The sequence below is a fragment of the Bacillus sp. RZ2MS9 genome (genome assembly GCF_001816185.2).
In the GTDB taxonomy this organism is placed as follows: Bacteria; Bacillota; Bacilli; order Bacillales; family Bacillaceae_G; genus Bacillus_A; species Bacillus_A cereus.
This window is the reverse complement of record NZ_CP049978.1, coordinates 1,501,945-1,517,050: the sequence shown is the minus strand read 5'-3', so window position 1 is coordinate 1,517,050 and position 15,106 is coordinate 1,501,945. Positions and strand designations below refer to the sequence as shown.

The following is a 15,106-nucleotide window of genomic DNA, read 5'->3' as shown; positions in this document are numbered from 1 at the left end:
CTAATTTTTATTATATGAAATAGAAAATAGATGGTTCTTTTCGAACAACTATTCCGACATTTTTAACCATCCATCCCATTCTTCTTTCGTATCACCAATTAAGATTGTTTCAATGTCCAACTGGTTTAGAACGCCTAGCTTTCCGATAAATCCAACAGAAAGAGATTCCCTTTTTTCTTGTAATAAATTTATAAAGTTCATCGTCTTTTTCATTTCTTGTTCGTCAGCAAAAGATATAAATACATATTTCGGCTGTATTTCCTCTACCGCTGATAACATACCATCTTCAGCTAAGCTTGTCCTAATATATATCGCCTCATATCCTTTTAAGCGTAAATAAGTTGAAAAAATAAATCCTTTCAATGCATCCTTTTCTAACACAATAACTTTGTGTAAAGAGGAAAACATTGAGGCATTGTGATACACCATCCCTAGACGCGTTTGTAAAAATGATAGTGCATATTGAAATTGCACCATTGAAATCTCATTATTATTTTTTGACGTTAATAATTTGTCTGTCACTCGAAGAACAATACTGGCAACAACCTTCTCTGTTGAATATATACTAAAAGCTTCGTTTAATAATGCAGCAATTGTAATTTCATCAAATTTTAACAAAGCTTGTAGCAAATCGTCCACTAAAACAACTTCTTTATCGAAATGTATCTCTTTTTGAACTGTACTCTGCAAACGATTTTCTTCTAATAATTGAACTGCTTGTCCAATCATCATACCGGAAGAAACTTTTTCCATTAACCATTTTAAAATTTGAATATGCTCTTCTGTATATAAACGATGCCCAGCTTGATTCCGCTTTGGGGCAATAATTTGATATCGTCTTTCCCATGCACGAAGCGTACTCGGCTGAACTCCAATTATATTCGAAACGGCTTTTATATTGTATTTCCCATTAAGAGTTGGCATCATTTCCCTCCGCACAATGTAATGATGTGTGTTTGAGCAGGTGCTCGGAAACGAAGTGGTATCAATGTTGTTCCATACCCATTACTAACAAAGAGAATCGTATTTAAATGGTTATATACGCCACCTTTTAAATATTTTTTAGATGGGAATAATCGGATTTGCCCTCCATGCGTATGTCCACTTAAGACAAGTGAAATCTGTTCATTTCCAGACATTTTTTTTATTATATCAGGGTTGTGACTAACTAGGATACGAAAACCATCTTCTTTACAATCCGCCAATGCCAAATCTAGACGATCACGGTGCAATCCAACATCATCTATACCGAGCAAACAAATTTTCTCGCCTAATTCAGACTCAAATACCACTCTTGTATTATCTAAAACTTTTACGTTATTTTCTAATAATAACGCATCTAATTCATGATATTCTATCTCATAATCATTGTTTCCCCACACAAAATATACAGGAGCTACCTCTCTTAACTTTTGAATATTCGCAGAGATTTTTGATAAAGAGACACCTTTCTCTGCTAAATCTCCTCCGATAATTACGAGATCTACTTTTCCTTTTACTTGTTCAATTAACAAATTCGAAATGACTCTTCTATGAATATCAGAAATAAAAAACACATTTACTTTTTGAAAACTTTTCGGAAATTCTTTAAATACTAAAGTATGTTCCAACACCGTATTACGCATCGCTTCTTTATACATCACAAGAAGCAATAAAATCCCCATGCCTATGAGAGTACTGAATAATATAATCCATATCATATTTTTGACTCCCCTCCTCATAAAGATAATCCTAGGCTTTTATAACAAACGGTGATCGCTTAACTCACTAGCTTTCTTGCTTTGTGGACTTATCTTTTATCGGAATTTTTAATTCTTGACCTGCACTCACTTCATCTTCTTGCAAGTTATTATACTTTTTAATTACTTCAATTCCATTTCCATCTGAAAAATATTGCTTCGCTATACTTTCTAAAGTTTCTCCCTCTTTCACAGTATGCGTTATTACTTTTTCAGAATGTTTCTGCGACTCAGATTTAGCTGAATCAAAGAAGATTACTTCAAACGCACTTTTTCCGGCATTATTACTATCACCCTTCACCTGAATATATTTATCCGTGTACCACAAAATACTAATCGGCAGCAGAATGAATAGAAATGTTAAAACCCGGACGAAAATGTGATTTATTTTAAACTTTTGTTTTTTTTCTTTATTTCTATGAATTTCACTACGCGGCGGTAAACTTTCTTTTTCTTCCACTCGCTCAACTTCTAATTCCTCTTCAAAATCAGGAATTCGTTTCCTCATGTTGTTCACCACCACCTTCCATTTATTTTCTTAATTGGAGTCCCATTATAAAATCAACAAGAAAGTGTGCAAAGATTGTTATAAACAAATTTCCTGTCCATTCAAATACATAACCAAAGACAAAACTAATGAAACAGACGAAACAAAACAAAAATGGCTTTGTTATATAACGAATATGTAACACTGCAAATACGAAGCTCGCAATTACAATTCCAAAATGAGTCTGTACTACACCTCTAAATAAAAATTCTTCTGCAAAACCAATTAAGAACGTAATAACGAGTAAGTGTAGAACGGACATTCCTCGAAACATCTTATCGTTAATACCACCATCATCAAACCAAGACTCCGGAAACACTCGCATTGCAACATAATCTAATAACACAATACCAATCGCTAACAAACCACCTATAATAAGTATAGATACTGGTTCCCATTTCCATAAATTAAAGACTTCTTTTACATCTTGAAATAATATATATGCCAGTAAACAGCCAATACCGATAATAATTAACTGTGTTATATATAGATTCAGCCTTATTTCCTGCGGACTCATATCTTCAACATTATGCCTTTGAATGTTCATCATTCCTCCATCTTTTCTAGGCCGAAAAGCTTTTGTAACTCTGTTTCCCAATTATAGTCGAAATCCGATTGTTGCGCTCGTCTTTTTTTATAATCTTCTTTTATAATACCGCAATAATCGCAGCAATTAATTAACTCTTGCTCTTTCCTATAACCGAACTGTTGCAGCACATATTCACGTCTACACCCTTTAACTTGTATCCATGATTTCATATTTTCTAGCTCACTATATTTATTACGCAACCTTATTTCTACTTCAGCTATTAATCGGTTCATAATTTCATCTGACAAACCTTCTAATAATAATCTTCGTTGTTGTATAATTCCAACCTGTTCGAGATGATAACGAACGAAACGCCAATATTGCTCATTAAATCTTGCTGCATTATAACAAATTTCTTCTACATCTTCTATTGGTAATTCTTTCGTTTGAAACATTCTTTCTTGTAGTAAAGAAAATAAAAATTGTATTTGTGACTTACTTGGCAATTCATCCTCAATGATTGAAATTGGTAAATCATGATCCAGCGGACTACATAATAAAATAGCTATACTCGGTTCGCCATCTCTTCCAGCTCTTCCGATTTCTTGTAAGTAAGAAGCTATATTAGTTGGATAATGAAAATGAATAATATATCGCGTATTCGCCTTATTTACCCCCATACCAAATGCACTTGTGCATATTACAAGTTGCAATTGATCGTTCATAAACTGCTGTTGAATTAACATACGCTCTTCATGTTCCATACCACCATGATAAAAAGCTACACCAGTAACACCTTTCCCTCTCAAGTATTCCGTTAACCTTTCTGTCCACGCTCTACTTGAGCAATATACAATCCCCGGCCCTTGTAAATACATCACCTGCTCTAAAAGCGCCTCTTTCTTTTCTTCTATCGTCTCTACAAATTGCACATCCATTGCAATATTAGGACGATCAATAGAGTATACATGTTCCGCGGCACCCTTTAAATTTAAACTATTTGCGATATCCTGCAGTACCCCTTTTGTCGCTGTGGCTGTCAATGCTAATACTGTAGGAGAACCAATATTTTCAATAACTACATTTAGTTTTTTATAGTCCGGTCTAAAATCATAACCCCATTGAGAAATACAATGAGCCTCATCAACAACAAATAATGAAATATGAATTTTCTTCAATTCCCTAATTAATAACTCCGACTGTAACATCTCTGGTGAAACAAAAATAAATTTATATGAAGATAATTTTTTCATCGCTTCTCTTTTTTCATTTAATGTCCGAAAACTATTAAATGCTATTACTCGGTTTTTCACAACATACTTTAATTGTGTCACTTGATCTTCCATTAAAGATAATAACGGTGATACAACAAGCACTGTTCCTTCTCGCATAAGCCCCGGAAACTGATAGCACATAGATTTCCCTCTTCCAGTCGGAAGCATTGCTATCACATCTTTTCCTTCTAATAAATCTGTAATAACTCCTTTTTGACCTGGACGAAATTCAGAATATCCAAACCACTTATATAAATATTCTTCAAGTTTCATTTACACCCTCCATCCGCGCTAATACAAGACGAACTTCAAAATAAGAGATATCTTCTCCAACCGCTTGTTTCAAAACACGTAACTTCCGCGTTTGCAATGCTTCAATTACTTTTATTACTTTGTCTATCTTTTCTTTTTCCATAAACATTTCAATAGAAAAATCTTTTTCTCGCAAAGCAATTTCAACAAAATGATCTTCTATCGTTGCAACCTTTAAATTCCGAATCGTCGCTATTTCTTCTAAAGAACGTCCTTGTCTCCAAAAATTATATGTTTTTTTCGTGGATAAACTAAATAATTCAGCTCTCTCATTTGGATAAGATATAATTTCAGCTAATAGTGGAAATTCATTTTCTTTATCACGAACTTCTTGTATAAAGAAATGCATTGTACCCCAAAATAAAAAATACACCCTGAATATATCTTGTTTCGTAATTTCTGCTAATTGTTGCAATGTACAACCAATACGTTCATAACCCGTTAGTCGATATGTTACAATCGTCGCTTCTATCGTATTGCTCTTTTCTAAAAGATTATGTACTTCCGTCCATAGTTTTCTCGCCAACTCACTTCTCTTATATGGTATTCCTGTTAGAAAACGTTTCACCCACATCATTATTTCTGTATCTTGCTGAATTGGGATAAACTTCGTATTATTCTGTTGTAAATTTGATATAGTTTGAATAATTAATGATAATCTTTTCCAAAATGTTTCACCTAATTCACCATAATGTAAACCATGCAAATGCGCCGGAAAAGCATAAACTTCCCCCCATTTATGTAACTGCATTTTACCCGTAGGTGTTAACACATATGTATTTTCATGTATTTCTTGAATAAAATTCGCTTGCAACAACTTTGCAACTTCACCATCATAGTCATTTCTATTCAATGATTTATATATTCCGAACAAAAAAGAAATTCGGAACATATTTCCATCTTGTAAAGTTTGCGAAGAACGTTTGCCCTTTAGTAAATAATAAATAGAAGAAACGGTTCTTTCACCATTCAATTGTTTTAAACAATGCAACAAAGTATATTGTATTTGCATGACCGCTTCCACCTTCCAATCTTAACTTCATTCTTTTCAGTACAATTACACTATCTACTTTCGCTCATTAAACTTATCATATAAGAACTATATACTTGTATATATTCTATTGTATCAAACGAAATCATATTTACGTATTTTGAAAATCTTATGACATAATTCAAAAATAAGTTGACACTCTAATTGATAAGCATTATCATTATAATTTTATGTTGAAAAGTTTTACAAACCGTTTTACAATAAGGTTATAATTTTTATGGCGAGCTTTTCACATACATATTATCAGGAGGGAAAAAAGATGGCAAAATATACAATCGTTGATAAAGATACTTGTATTGCATGTGGTGCTTGTGGCGCTGCTGCACCAGACATTTATGACTATGATGATGAAGGTATTGCATTTGTAACATTAGATGATAACCAAGGTATCGTTGAAATTCCAGATGTATTAATTGAAGATATGATGGATGCATTCGAAGGCTGTCCAACTGACTCAATTAAAGTTGCTGACGAATCATTTGACGGAGACGCTTTAAAATTCGAATAGTCTTTTATTAACTTCAAAAAATGCCCCTCATATTGATGAGGGGCATTTTTTGTATCTAAATTTTATTTTCCTTAATAAAAAACCATTAGTAGTTTCACACTACTAATGGTTTTAATATATATTATGCATTTTTCATTTTTGCAAACACCCATACTTTCAGGCGTGAGAATAATGCTACAAATACAATTGTTACAACAATCCCTTTAATTAAATTAAATGGTAAGATTGCCGTTACAACCGTTGTTCTTATAGCTTCGCTAGACATAGCCGGTGAATTTAAAAACCAAGTGTAAGCCGGGAATATGATGATGTAGTTTAATACACTCATAATAAGCGCCATTGTAATTGTCCCTAGCATTAATCCTGTAGTTAAACTCTTCACAGTACGATACTTTCTAAATAAGAAAGCTGCTGGTCCAATAAATAAACATCCTGCAATAAAGTTTGCAATTTCTCCAACTGGTACTCCCGTTAAACTTCCTTGAATCCCGTAATGTAAAATGTTCTTTATCGCCTCTACAATCACTCCTGCTACTGGTCCAAAGATAATTGCTGCAATTAGAGCTGGTACATCACTAAAATCAATTTTCAAAAATGGCGGAAGCCCTGGGAACGGGAAATCTAACATCATTAGTAAATATGCAATACTACTTAGCATCGCTACACTCACCATCTGCACTACACTGTTTTTTTGTTTCATCTTTCTCTCTCCTTTTCCATCGATCATCTCATGGAAAGTGGAAAGGTTCTGCTATGCCTATTTTTTCATAGAACGAAAAAACCCTTTGTGTTTTACACAAAGGGAGAATTTAAGGCACATCAAACAGACGTTCAAATCCATATCTTTTTTGAACGCTTGAACCTCCATCTTCTCCCATCCAGACTATACTGTCGGCTTTGGAATCACACCAAATCCTGCCTTAACGGCTCGCGGGCTTAGAACAAAATCATAAATAGTTCATCACCGCCGGTCGGGATTTTCACCCTGCCCCGAAGATAGACCGATATTCTATTTTCCCCTTCATTATACAACAACCTCATAACATTGTGAACTAAAAAATTGTAACTTATTTAAAATTAGTTATTTATTTTTCGTAACAAAAAAATAAATTGCGAGATATTTTACAATACAATCCATATTTTTTATTATTCGGCATTTCTCTTTTGAATTACCTAGTCATATATAATTAAAAGTGATAAGATATTGAATTGTTAAGATAAGAACATTTTCTGAGTTATGGAGGAAATGTCATGAAAAAAGACAAGAGACATTCTATTCGAGAAGCAATGAAAAAAAACTTAAGAAAAGAATACTTTTACTTAAAAAAAGAATTACTTTTCTACTGCCCAATTGATTTAGGCACATTCTCAAACGAGACATACTATGCTACTTTCGATGAAGATGGCATTAGTATTTATCAGTATGATAAAAAAACAGAAAGTAAATTAAAATTGTGTGAGCGTCATCCGTGGAAGAGTTGGAATAAAGTGAAGATTGATCACTATTTGACAACTTCTCAATTTATTTTTCAGGGTGAGCGAAATTGGATCTTATCTCTTTTTCAAAAAGGAAAAGAAGCTCAAAAAATTATTGAAGAGCATACATCTTTACAAACAGAAGTTGTTTCCCGCTCTTTCTTAAAAAAACTTCCTGGTTTTCGTTCTAATACACCACTGAATAAATACATCGGTAGTATTTGTTACACTGCACTTATTGCATTTTTATTAAAATGGATGATTCCATTTCAAGCACCACAAATCGCCCTGTATTCTATTTCGATTGGTTGTATGCTTCTTGGCCTACTTTGTTTGACAATCGGTTTAATTGAACCGACTATCGTACTGTTTCGAACAAAAGAGAAAACAAGAACAAAAGTTTTTTACTTATATAGCTATTTAGCTATTTCTGGATTTATATGTGTCTTTATTTTTTGGTAAAAGAAGCCGTCCCAAAATAAATTTTGGGACGGTTTTCTTTTAGATATAGATGCTCTAATTCACTCAATAGTTCTAGCAAAAGCGCCCATATAATTTCATTTACATTGAACCTTATTTAAGAAGAACATAAATTTGTTCAAAGTTTAATTTTTGAAATGTTTCCTTCACTTAACATATAATTGTTGATTAGGATAAATTAGCTCTTGCTGCAATCCATTTTTTTCTTTAATTTCCTTAAGTGTCATACTAAATTTCCGTGCAATACTAACTAAAGTATCCCCTTTTTGTACGACATATAATGATGAAGAAACAACTTCATTTCTTTGTTCATTTAAAACAAGCAATGGGTTCATCGCATTCTTTTTCGCCATCGTCCATCTTCCTTGATGAAGTTCTAGATGTAAGTGTGCACCTCGCGATTCTCCCGTGTTCCCTACTTCTCCAATTTTTTCTCCTTTGGAAATATAATCTCCCTGCCCCACATATCTCTTATTTAAATGTGCATATACAGCCTCATATTCTCCGTGTTTAATAAATACAACATTTCCATAACTACTTGAATAATAAGACTTCGTTACCCTACCATCTTGAATAGCTGCCACAGGCGTTCCAATCGGCGCAGCTACATCAATACCATAGTGTTTTCCATGCCTTGTCCCAAAATAATCACTTATCTGACCTTCAACAGGCCATGTCCATCGATTTTCCTCTGCATAAACATGTAATTGAGATACAAACAGTATACTCAATAACATGACGCCGCATTTTAAAACTTTCATATACATCCTCCGTTTTCTAATTACCACCATACCTTCTCTATTTTGGTATATTACAGAAAAAAGTATACAAAAAAAGAAAGTGAATTACTCCACTTCCTTCTCTTTCTTATCACGAAAAACTAATGCACTACGGTTATACTCCACATCTTTCACTTGTAATCGGGCATTTATTACTCGAGCTATCGCAAACAAATAATCAGATAATCTATTTACATACTTTAAGACAACTTCATTTATTTTCACTTCTTTTTGCAATGATACTATAGAGCGTTCTGCTCTCCTTACAACAGTACGTGCAATATGAATAGTAGCCGCCGCCTCGCTACCACCTGGCAAAATAAAGCGTTCTAATGGCGGGGCTTCTTCTATATATAAATCAATCTTTCTTTCTAAACTTTCAACCATCTCAATTGTCACTTTATAAGGAATTTTTTGTTCCACTATTGCCAAGTCTCCTCCGCAATCAAATAGTTCATGTTGAATATTTTCGAGCTCATTGTAAATATCTCTAAAAGCCTTGCCTTGAACCTTAGTCATTGCATATCCAATATGAGAATTTGCCTCGTCTATTGTTCCATACGCTTCCACACGGATATCATCTTTATCAACCCTGCCACCTATTACACTTGTCGTTCCTTTATCTCCTGTTTTTGTATATAATTTCATTTCTTCACAGCACCTCTCTTGTTATTTTTAATTCGACCAAGATAGAAAAAAGTTCTACCATTCTTTATTTAATTGAGTTTACAAAAAAATAAAAAACAGCAGAACTTTATTCATTATCAACTTTAAAAAAGCATATCTAAATTATACGATTCGGTAAATATACAGAGAATGTAGTTCCTTCTCCAACAACACTTGATACAGAAATTTTACCGTCATGGCCTTGAACAATATTTTTCGCAATTGCAAGCCCGAGTCCTGTTCCACCCTTTTTCCCACGTGTTCTTGCTTTATCAGCTTTATAGAAACGATCAAATAAAAATGGAATATCCTCTTCTGGAATGCCTACACCCGAATCTTGTACTTCAAAAATGAGGCCATTATTTTTCGTATCAATTACAAGCGTTACATGTCCACCCGCATTCGTATGACGAATTGCGTTATCAATCAAGTTCGTCAACACTTGTTCCATCCGATCTGCATCAAACGCATATTCTTCAATCTGATTCCGGAAATCAACTGTTAGTTCAACTTCTTTATCCTTTGCAATCCCTTGGAATTTACGACCAATTTTTTCCACAAACGGATGTATGTCCACTTCACCAATATGTAACTCTACGTGACCGCTTTCCATACGAGCTAAATCTAACAATTCATTTACAAGTTTACCTAAACGAACGGATTCATCATAAATGATTTGAACAAACTCATCTATTTCCTCTTTCGTTTGCACAATATCATCTAAAATCGCTTCACTATACCCTTGCAGCATGACCATCGGTGTACGAAGTTCATGTGATACATTCGCAATAAAGTCTTGACGCATTTTCTCAAGACGACGTTCTTCCGTCATATCTCGCAGTACCGCTACAGCCCCACGAATTTTCGTTTGATTGTAAAGTGGTGTCATAAGAACTACATAGTTCCCTTTTTGTAAATTAATTTCAACAACTTGTTGTTGCTCGCTTTCTACAACGAGATGGAATAGTTCCACAAGTTCAGAAGGTAATTTTTTACTTAACTCTATCTCTTTTTCTTCTTGCCAAACTTGTAAGAAATGTTCAGCCGGTGGATTAATAACTACGACTTCACCTTCTTGATTTAACGTAATAACTCCATCTGCCATACTACTCAAAATACTAGCTAACTGTTCTTTTTCTTGCTGCAAAGCATTCATATTAAACTTCAACTGTTTACCCATTTGATTTAAGGCCGTTGCCAGCTCACCAATTTCGTCCTGAGATACCATAGGAGCCTTTGCATCAAATTTCCCACGTGACACTTCAAAAGCAACCTCACGCATTTTACGAAGCGGTGCTGTAATCCGAGTAGATAAGAAGAACGCAAAGAAAGTTGTTAATATAATCGCAATCCCAGCGGCTAAGAAAATGAAATCAGTCGTTCTCTCCATATCTTTTATTGGCACTTGTAAAGATTCATATACGAACACTGCGCTTTGATTTTTTGATTGCACTGGTTTCCCAACGATCACAATATCATTTTCAGTGCTTTTATTCTTTCTACTATCAGAAGCTTTTCTAATGTTGTTCTTAATTTCTTTTTTGTCCGTAAAAACAGCGGCTAATTCTTTATCTTCTTTTAAATTATCCATTGTAAGGGTGACTAACCCTTCTTGTTTCGGTGAAGAAGAGATTTCCTTGCCATCTTCTACAATAATAATCCTTGAAAGTGGATCAGAGAATTTGTACGCGATGTTCTCAATCGTTTTTACATCGGCACCTTCTTCAATTAATTCCGTAACACTTGTTGCGACTTTTTGAAGTCTATTTTCACTCATATCAACATAATACGTTCTAAAAAATTGTGAAAGTAAAATCGCAACAAATCCAAGAACAAACGAAACGAGAAGTAATATGGTCATCCATAACTTCCCTACTACACTTCTCCAAAGCATCAGTCGTTCACAACCTCAAATTTGTAACCTACACCCCAAACAGTAACAATCATTTTCGCTGCATCTGGTGATTTTTTGCTTAACTTCTCACGTAAACGCTTTACATGTGTATCAACTGTACGTAAATCTCCGAAGAATTCATATTGCCATACTTCTTTTAACAGCTGCTCACGATCGAATACTTTATCAGGAGCTTTCGCTAAAAATAATAGTAACTCATATTCTTTCGGCGTTAAGTTTACTTCATTGCCATCTGCAGTAACACGGTGTGCATCGTTATCAATTGTTAAGTGAGGGAATACAGTAACATCTTTTGTCGTTGTATCTTGTGTAAAGAATGTTGTTGGTACAGCACGACGTAATACCGCTTTCACACGTAGCACGACCTCACGTGGACTAAACGGCTTTACAATATAATCATCTGTTCCAACTTCAAATCCTTGTACTCTATTTACTTCTTCACCTTTTGCTGTCAGCATAATAATTGGTGTCGCTTTCTTCTCACGAACCCCTTTACATACTTCAATGCCATCTTTACCAGGCATCATAAGATCTAATAAGATTAAATCGTAATCATTTTGCAACGCCATTTCTAAAGCTGTATCACCATTATCTGCTTCTTCAATCGTATATTGTTCTCTTTCTAAGTACATTTTCAATAAACGACGAATACGATCCTCATCATCTACAATTAAAATTCTTGATTCATTTTCCATCTCTACCCGCTGCGTACTCTCACCTCAGCGGTTCACACCTACCCTTCTTTAACTATTATGTTGCGCTATTCTCGTTTATTTAAGCAATCTTCTAAATGTTTCACTTCCCATATTATGCTTCACAAGAATAATAAATTTTGTTCAATTTTTTTCCAAAACTATGTATTTTTTTTGAACTGTATATAATGTCCTCGACATCATTTTACAAAATCAACCGCTACTTTGTCATGTTTTTCTCAAAAAAGAAGAAAAGTTGACAAAAATAAAATAGGAAAGTGACATGCACTCTCCTATTTTATTTCTCTATGCATATGAATGTAAACCGGCAATAATTAAGTTTACTACAATAAAGTTAAACATAATGATTGCAAAACCAATTACTGCAAGCCAAGCTGATTTCTCCCCATGCCACCCTTTAGATAATCGTAAATGTAGTACTGCAGCATAAAAGAGCCACGTTATAAGTGCCCAAACCTCTTTCGGATCCCAGCCCCAAAAGCGCGTCCACGCTATTTGAGCCCAAATCATCGCAAAAATTAATGCACCTAATGTGAAAACTGGGAATCCAATTGCAATAGATCGATATCCGATTTCATCTAGTAGATCACTATTCGTATTCTTTACTAACGGCTGAAGTGCCGCCGATACTCGCTTCCGTAAAACGAGTCTTAATACAATATACAGTAATGTTCCAACTAACACTGACCAAATAACAGTATTTAATTTTTTTGCATTTACAATTGCTGGAACTTCAACTGCCGGTTCTAATTTATTTTCTGTCAGTAACTTCCCTTCATGCGGTCCAACTAAAGCCGGAAGATTGTACTTCATTTCCAGTTGTTGTTCATTTTTATCAATCCATTGAAACTTCGCTTCATATTTCATACTAGAAAATACCGTTGTTACTCCAATAAATCCAACTGTACAAACAAGTGTAAATACTACCGTCTCTAGCCAAAATGTACGTTTACTTCTCGTCGATTGATCTACATTTTTCAATAAATACATAACGCCTGTAATAAAACTAATCGCTAAAATGGCTTGTCCTGCTGCTGCAGTCGTCACGTGAATATGTAACCAATTACTTTTTAAAGATGGAATAAGCGGAGATATTTCCCTCGGAAACATACTTGCATAGGCAATTAATAAAAGCGCAACTGGTAATGCAAATAGTCCGATTATGCTTACACGGTACATAAAATACATGACAATAAATGCTCCTACAAGCATCATGCCGAAAAATGTACCGAATTCAAAAAAGTTACTAACTGGCGCATGCCCTGATGCAATCCACCTTGTAACAAAATATACTGTTTGTGCTATAAACCCTAAAATTGTAATCGTTATTCCTACATTTGCCCATTTATGACCCTTTTCTTTAATGGCTCCCCCAAAAAATAGAGTCGCAATTAAATATAAAATAAATGCGGTAAAGAGAAAGTTACTACTTATTTGCACCATATCGTTTCCCCACCTTAACTAATTTTTTTATCAATTACTTTATCATTTGGCTGTGGAATTGCTGTACCTTCTATTACTCTTTCAATATCTTTCTTTAAACCGAACCAATTTTTATTTGTATGCCCTGCAATCCACCATTCATCATTAACACGTTGTATCCAAATACGGCGATGATTCCAATACATACCTTGAATGACACCAACCATAAATATAAATCCTCCAATGCCGAGAATCCAAAGCGTTAAATCTTTTCTTACAGTAAGTGCTGTTGCATTTTGCATTTCAACACCTGCAAACGACATTTTATATTTGTTGTTTCCATCTGGTTCTATATTTTGCTGAATACCAACAAAACTCACTTCACCATCTGGTGTTTCAGGTGTAAACATTTTAAATACAAATGCAGGATTGTTTGGTAATTTCGTTTTCGTATTTGGTTTTCCATTCTCATCAAAATAAAAATCAGGAAAATAGCTTAATAGTTCTAGAGAATAACCAGTTCCTAAATCATATTTTTCCTTAGGATTCGTTAAATCTACTTTAATCGGTCCCCACTTTTGATTATTTTCTTTATTTTGTAAGTTAAAGGACATACTTTTAAATTCACTTTCTTTATAATCCACTTGATACACTGCAAATTGATCAAATTTCAGTGGTTCATTCACTCGAATTTCCGCTTCTTTTACTTTTTCTAATTTCGGTTTTTGTCCTGCTATATTTTCTCCTACTGCTTTATATAATACGGCATTCGTTTGGAAGTTTTTCGCAATCATTTTATCGCCTACACGATCAATCGCTTCATCAAAAACTTCCTTGTCCTTACTTTTATCATAAACTTCTTTTATAAATTTCTCGTTTTTTAAGTAGTATTGTCCATCCGTCCCTGGTATCTCTTTCGTTTCACCGTCACGTAACCAAAGTGCTTCGTCTACGTACATACTCGGTAAAAAACGAAGCATCGCACCGAATAAAAAGATAATAAGACCGATATGATTTACATATGGACCCCAACGCGAGAAGCGTCCCTTTTCTGCTAAAACGTTTCCGTCTTCCACTTTCACGTTATAGTTTCTTTTCTTTAAATTCTTTTGCACTCTTTCCAGGTCACCTTCTTGCGGTGTACCAGTCCCATATAATCTCTGTCTCTTTAAAAAGCTAGGATGTCTTTTTACGCCTTGCTTTTTTAAAGCTTTATAAAGTGGAATAACACGGTCTAAACTACATATCACAAGTGAAATACCGATAGAAGCAATCAAAATCATATACCACCATGAACCGTATAAATTATTAAACCCTAATTGATAGTATAATTGTCCTAAAAATCCGTATTCTTGTTTATAATATTCAGCTGGTGCAATCCCTGGAGTTATGTACATTTCTTGCGGAAAAATAGTTCCTATCGCTGATGCAGCTAAAGTTATTACGATTAGCCATACACCCACTTTTACAGAAGAGAAAAAGCTCCAAATTTTATCGATTATCGTTTTTGTCTGCGTGAGAGATCTCCGTGCACTCCCCTCATAGCGCATATCCAATAGTTTTGTATTTTCATTGCTTTCAAATGGTTTCCCGCAAGCTTCACAAAAAACGGTTCCTATCGGATTAACATGTCCACATTCACATTTAATTTCTTTCAACACTCTCACCGCCCTTGTATCTATATGTACTATTGTA

Annotated in this window: 15 protein-coding genes and 1 riboswitch; of the genes, 2 read left to right on the top strand and 13 right to left on the bottom strand. The window is 34.3% G+C overall.

Going from position 1 to position 15,106, the window contains the following annotated elements:
- Positions 1-48: 48 nt before the first annotated feature.
- From BHV55_RS07850 to BHV55_RS07825, 6 genes are all read right to left on the bottom strand, one after another.
- Positions 49-924, bottom strand: coding sequence for a MerR family transcriptional regulator (locus tag BHV55_RS07850; RefSeq protein ID WP_001142650.1), 876 nt, complete (start codon positions 922-924; stop codon positions 49-51).
- The gene (locus BHV55_RS07845; protein ID WP_000637799.1) at positions 924-1,700 is read right to left on the bottom strand and encodes a metallophosphoesterase; all 777 of its coding nucleotides are present in this window, start codon (positions 1,698-1,700) and stop codon (positions 924-926) included. Before BHV55_RS07845 ends, BHV55_RS07850 begins: the two co-directional genes overlap by 1 nt.
- A 67-nt stretch (positions 1,701-1,767) precedes the next feature.
- A complete protein-coding gene (locus BHV55_RS07840; RefSeq protein ID WP_001231553.1) occupies positions 1,768-2,247 on the bottom strand; it encodes a LysM peptidoglycan-binding domain-containing protein in 480 nt (159 codons plus the stop codon).
- 22 nt (positions 2,248-2,269) lie between these two features.
- On the bottom strand, positions 2,270-2,833 hold the full coding sequence (locus BHV55_RS07835; RefSeq protein ID WP_001025780.1) for a CPBP family intramembrane glutamic endopeptidase: 564 nt from the start codon (positions 2,831-2,833) through the stop codon (positions 2,270-2,272).
- Positions 2,833-4,362, bottom strand: a complete 1,530-nt coding sequence (recQ, locus tag BHV55_RS07830) for an ATP-dependent DNA helicase RecQ (protein ID WP_000762979.1) — start codon at positions 4,360-4,362, stop codon at positions 2,833-2,835. The genes BHV55_RS07835 and recQ overlap by 1 nt, the downstream gene beginning before the upstream one ends.
- A complete protein-coding gene (locus BHV55_RS07825) occupies positions 4,352-5,413 on the bottom strand; it encodes a YpbB family protein (protein ID WP_001167013.1) in 1,062 nt (353 codons plus the stop codon). Before BHV55_RS07825 ends, recQ begins: the two co-directional genes overlap by 11 nt.
- A gap of 298 nt (positions 5,414-5,711) precedes the next feature.
- Between BHV55_RS07825 and BHV55_RS07820 the strand changes: the two genes are divergently transcribed.
- Complete coding sequence (locus BHV55_RS07820; protein ID WP_001151993.1) at positions 5,712-5,960, top strand: ferredoxin; 249 nt, start codon at positions 5,712-5,714, stop codon at positions 5,958-5,960.
- A 121-nt stretch (positions 5,961-6,081) separates the two neighbouring features.
- Here the strand turns inward: BHV55_RS07820 and BHV55_RS07815 are convergent, their stop codons facing one another.
- Positions 6,082-6,660: an ECF transporter S component gene (locus BHV55_RS07815; RefSeq protein WP_000810856.1), complete on the bottom strand. Its 579-nt coding sequence runs from the start codon at positions 6,658-6,660 to the stop codon at positions 6,082-6,084.
- Between the two features lie 162 nt (positions 6,661-6,822).
- A riboswitch (FMN riboswitch) is annotated at positions 6,823-6,962 on the bottom strand.
- 249 nt (positions 6,963-7,211) lie between these two features.
- Between BHV55_RS07815 and BHV55_RS07810 the strand changes: the two genes are divergently transcribed.
- A complete protein-coding gene (locus BHV55_RS07810; RefSeq protein WP_000710837.1) occupies positions 7,212-7,898 on the top strand; it encodes a hypothetical protein in 687 nt (228 codons plus the stop codon).
- Positions 7,899-8,062: 164 nt separating this feature from the next.
- Here the strand turns inward: BHV55_RS07810 and BHV55_RS07805 are convergent, their stop codons facing one another.
- The 6 genes from BHV55_RS07805 to resB form a co-directional block, all read right to left on the bottom strand.
- Complete coding sequence (locus BHV55_RS07805; RefSeq protein ID WP_000866120.1) at positions 8,063-8,677, bottom strand: peptidoglycan DD-metalloendopeptidase family protein; 615 nt, start codon at positions 8,675-8,677, stop codon at positions 8,063-8,065.
- Between the two features lie 84 nt (positions 8,678-8,761).
- On the bottom strand, positions 8,762-9,343 hold the full coding sequence (locus BHV55_RS07800; protein WP_000781278.1) for a cob(I)yrinic acid a,c-diamide adenosyltransferase: 582 nt from the start codon (positions 9,341-9,343) through the stop codon (positions 8,762-8,764).
- Positions 9,344-9,479: 136 nt separating this feature from the next.
- Complete coding sequence (gene resE, locus BHV55_RS07795; protein ID WP_000964697.1) at positions 9,480-11,255, bottom strand: sensor histidine kinase ResE; 1,776 nt, start codon at positions 11,253-11,255, stop codon at positions 9,480-9,482.
- Complete coding sequence (gene resD, locus BHV55_RS07790; RefSeq protein ID WP_000426861.1) at positions 11,255-11,971, bottom strand: DNA-binding response regulator ResD; 717 nt, start codon at positions 11,969-11,971, stop codon at positions 11,255-11,257. Before resD ends, resE begins: the two co-directional genes overlap by 1 nt.
- 303 nt (positions 11,972-12,274) lie before the next feature.
- Positions 12,275-13,432: a cytochrome c biogenesis protein ResC gene (resC, locus tag BHV55_RS07785; RefSeq protein ID WP_000250081.1), complete on the bottom strand. Its 1,158-nt coding sequence runs from the start codon at positions 13,430-13,432 to the stop codon at positions 12,275-12,277.
- Positions 13,433-13,446: 14 nt separating this feature from the next.
- Positions 13,447-15,072 carry a cytochrome c biogenesis protein ResB gene (gene resB, locus BHV55_RS07780; RefSeq protein ID WP_000910547.1) on the bottom strand — a complete coding sequence of 542 codons (1,626 nt, stop codon included), beginning with the start codon at positions 15,070-15,072 and terminating at the stop codon, positions 13,447-13,449.
- Positions 15,073-15,106: the final 34 nt, after the last annotated feature.

Coding starts and splice junctions, on each gene's coding strand:
- BHV55_RS07850 (WP_001142650.1), bottom strand. CDS start 924: ATGCCAACTCTTAATGGGAAATACAATATAAAAGCCGTTTCGAATATA.
- BHV55_RS07810 (WP_000710837.1), top strand. CDS start 7,212: ATGAAAAAAGACAAGAGACATTCTATTCGAGAAGCAATGAAAAAAAAC.
- recQ (WP_000762979.1), bottom strand. CDS start 4,362: ATGAAACTTGAAGAATATTTATATAAGTGGTTTGGATATTCTGAATTT.
- BHV55_RS07820 (WP_001151993.1), top strand. CDS start 5,712: ATGGCAAAATATACAATCGTTGATAAAGATACTTGTATTGCATGTGGT.
- BHV55_RS07805 (WP_000866120.1), bottom strand. CDS start 8,677: ATGAAAGTTTTAAAATGCGGCGTCATGTTATTGAGTATACTGTTTGTA.
- resC (WP_000250081.1), bottom strand. CDS start 13,432: ATGGTGCAAATAAGTAGTAACTTTCTCTTTACCGCATTTATTTTATAT.
- BHV55_RS07800 (WP_000781278.1), bottom strand. CDS start 9,343: ATGAAATTATATACAAAAACAGGAGATAAAGGAACGACAAGTGTAATA.
- resE (WP_000964697.1), bottom strand. CDS start 11,255: ATGCTTTGGAGAAGTGTAGTAGGGAAGTTATGGATGACCATATTACTT.
- resD (WP_000426861.1), bottom strand. CDS start 11,971: ATGGAAAATGAATCAAGAATTTTAATTGTAGATGATGAGGATCGTATT.
- BHV55_RS07840 (WP_001231553.1), bottom strand. CDS start 2,247: ATGAGGAAACGAATTCCTGATTTTGAAGAGGAATTAGAAGTTGAGCGA.
- BHV55_RS07815 (WP_000810856.1), bottom strand. CDS start 6,660: ATGAAACAAAAAAACAGTGTAGTGCAGATGGTGAGTGTAGCGATGCTA.
- BHV55_RS07845 (WP_000637799.1), bottom strand. CDS start 1,700: ATGATATGGATTATATTATTCAGTACTCTCATAGGCATGGGGATTTTA.
- BHV55_RS07825 (WP_001167013.1), bottom strand. CDS start 5,413: ATGCAAATACAATATACTTTGTTGCATTGTTTAAAACAATTGAATGGT.
- BHV55_RS07835 (WP_001025780.1), bottom strand. CDS start 2,833: ATGAACATTCAAAGGCATAATGTTGAAGATATGAGTCCGCAGGAAATA.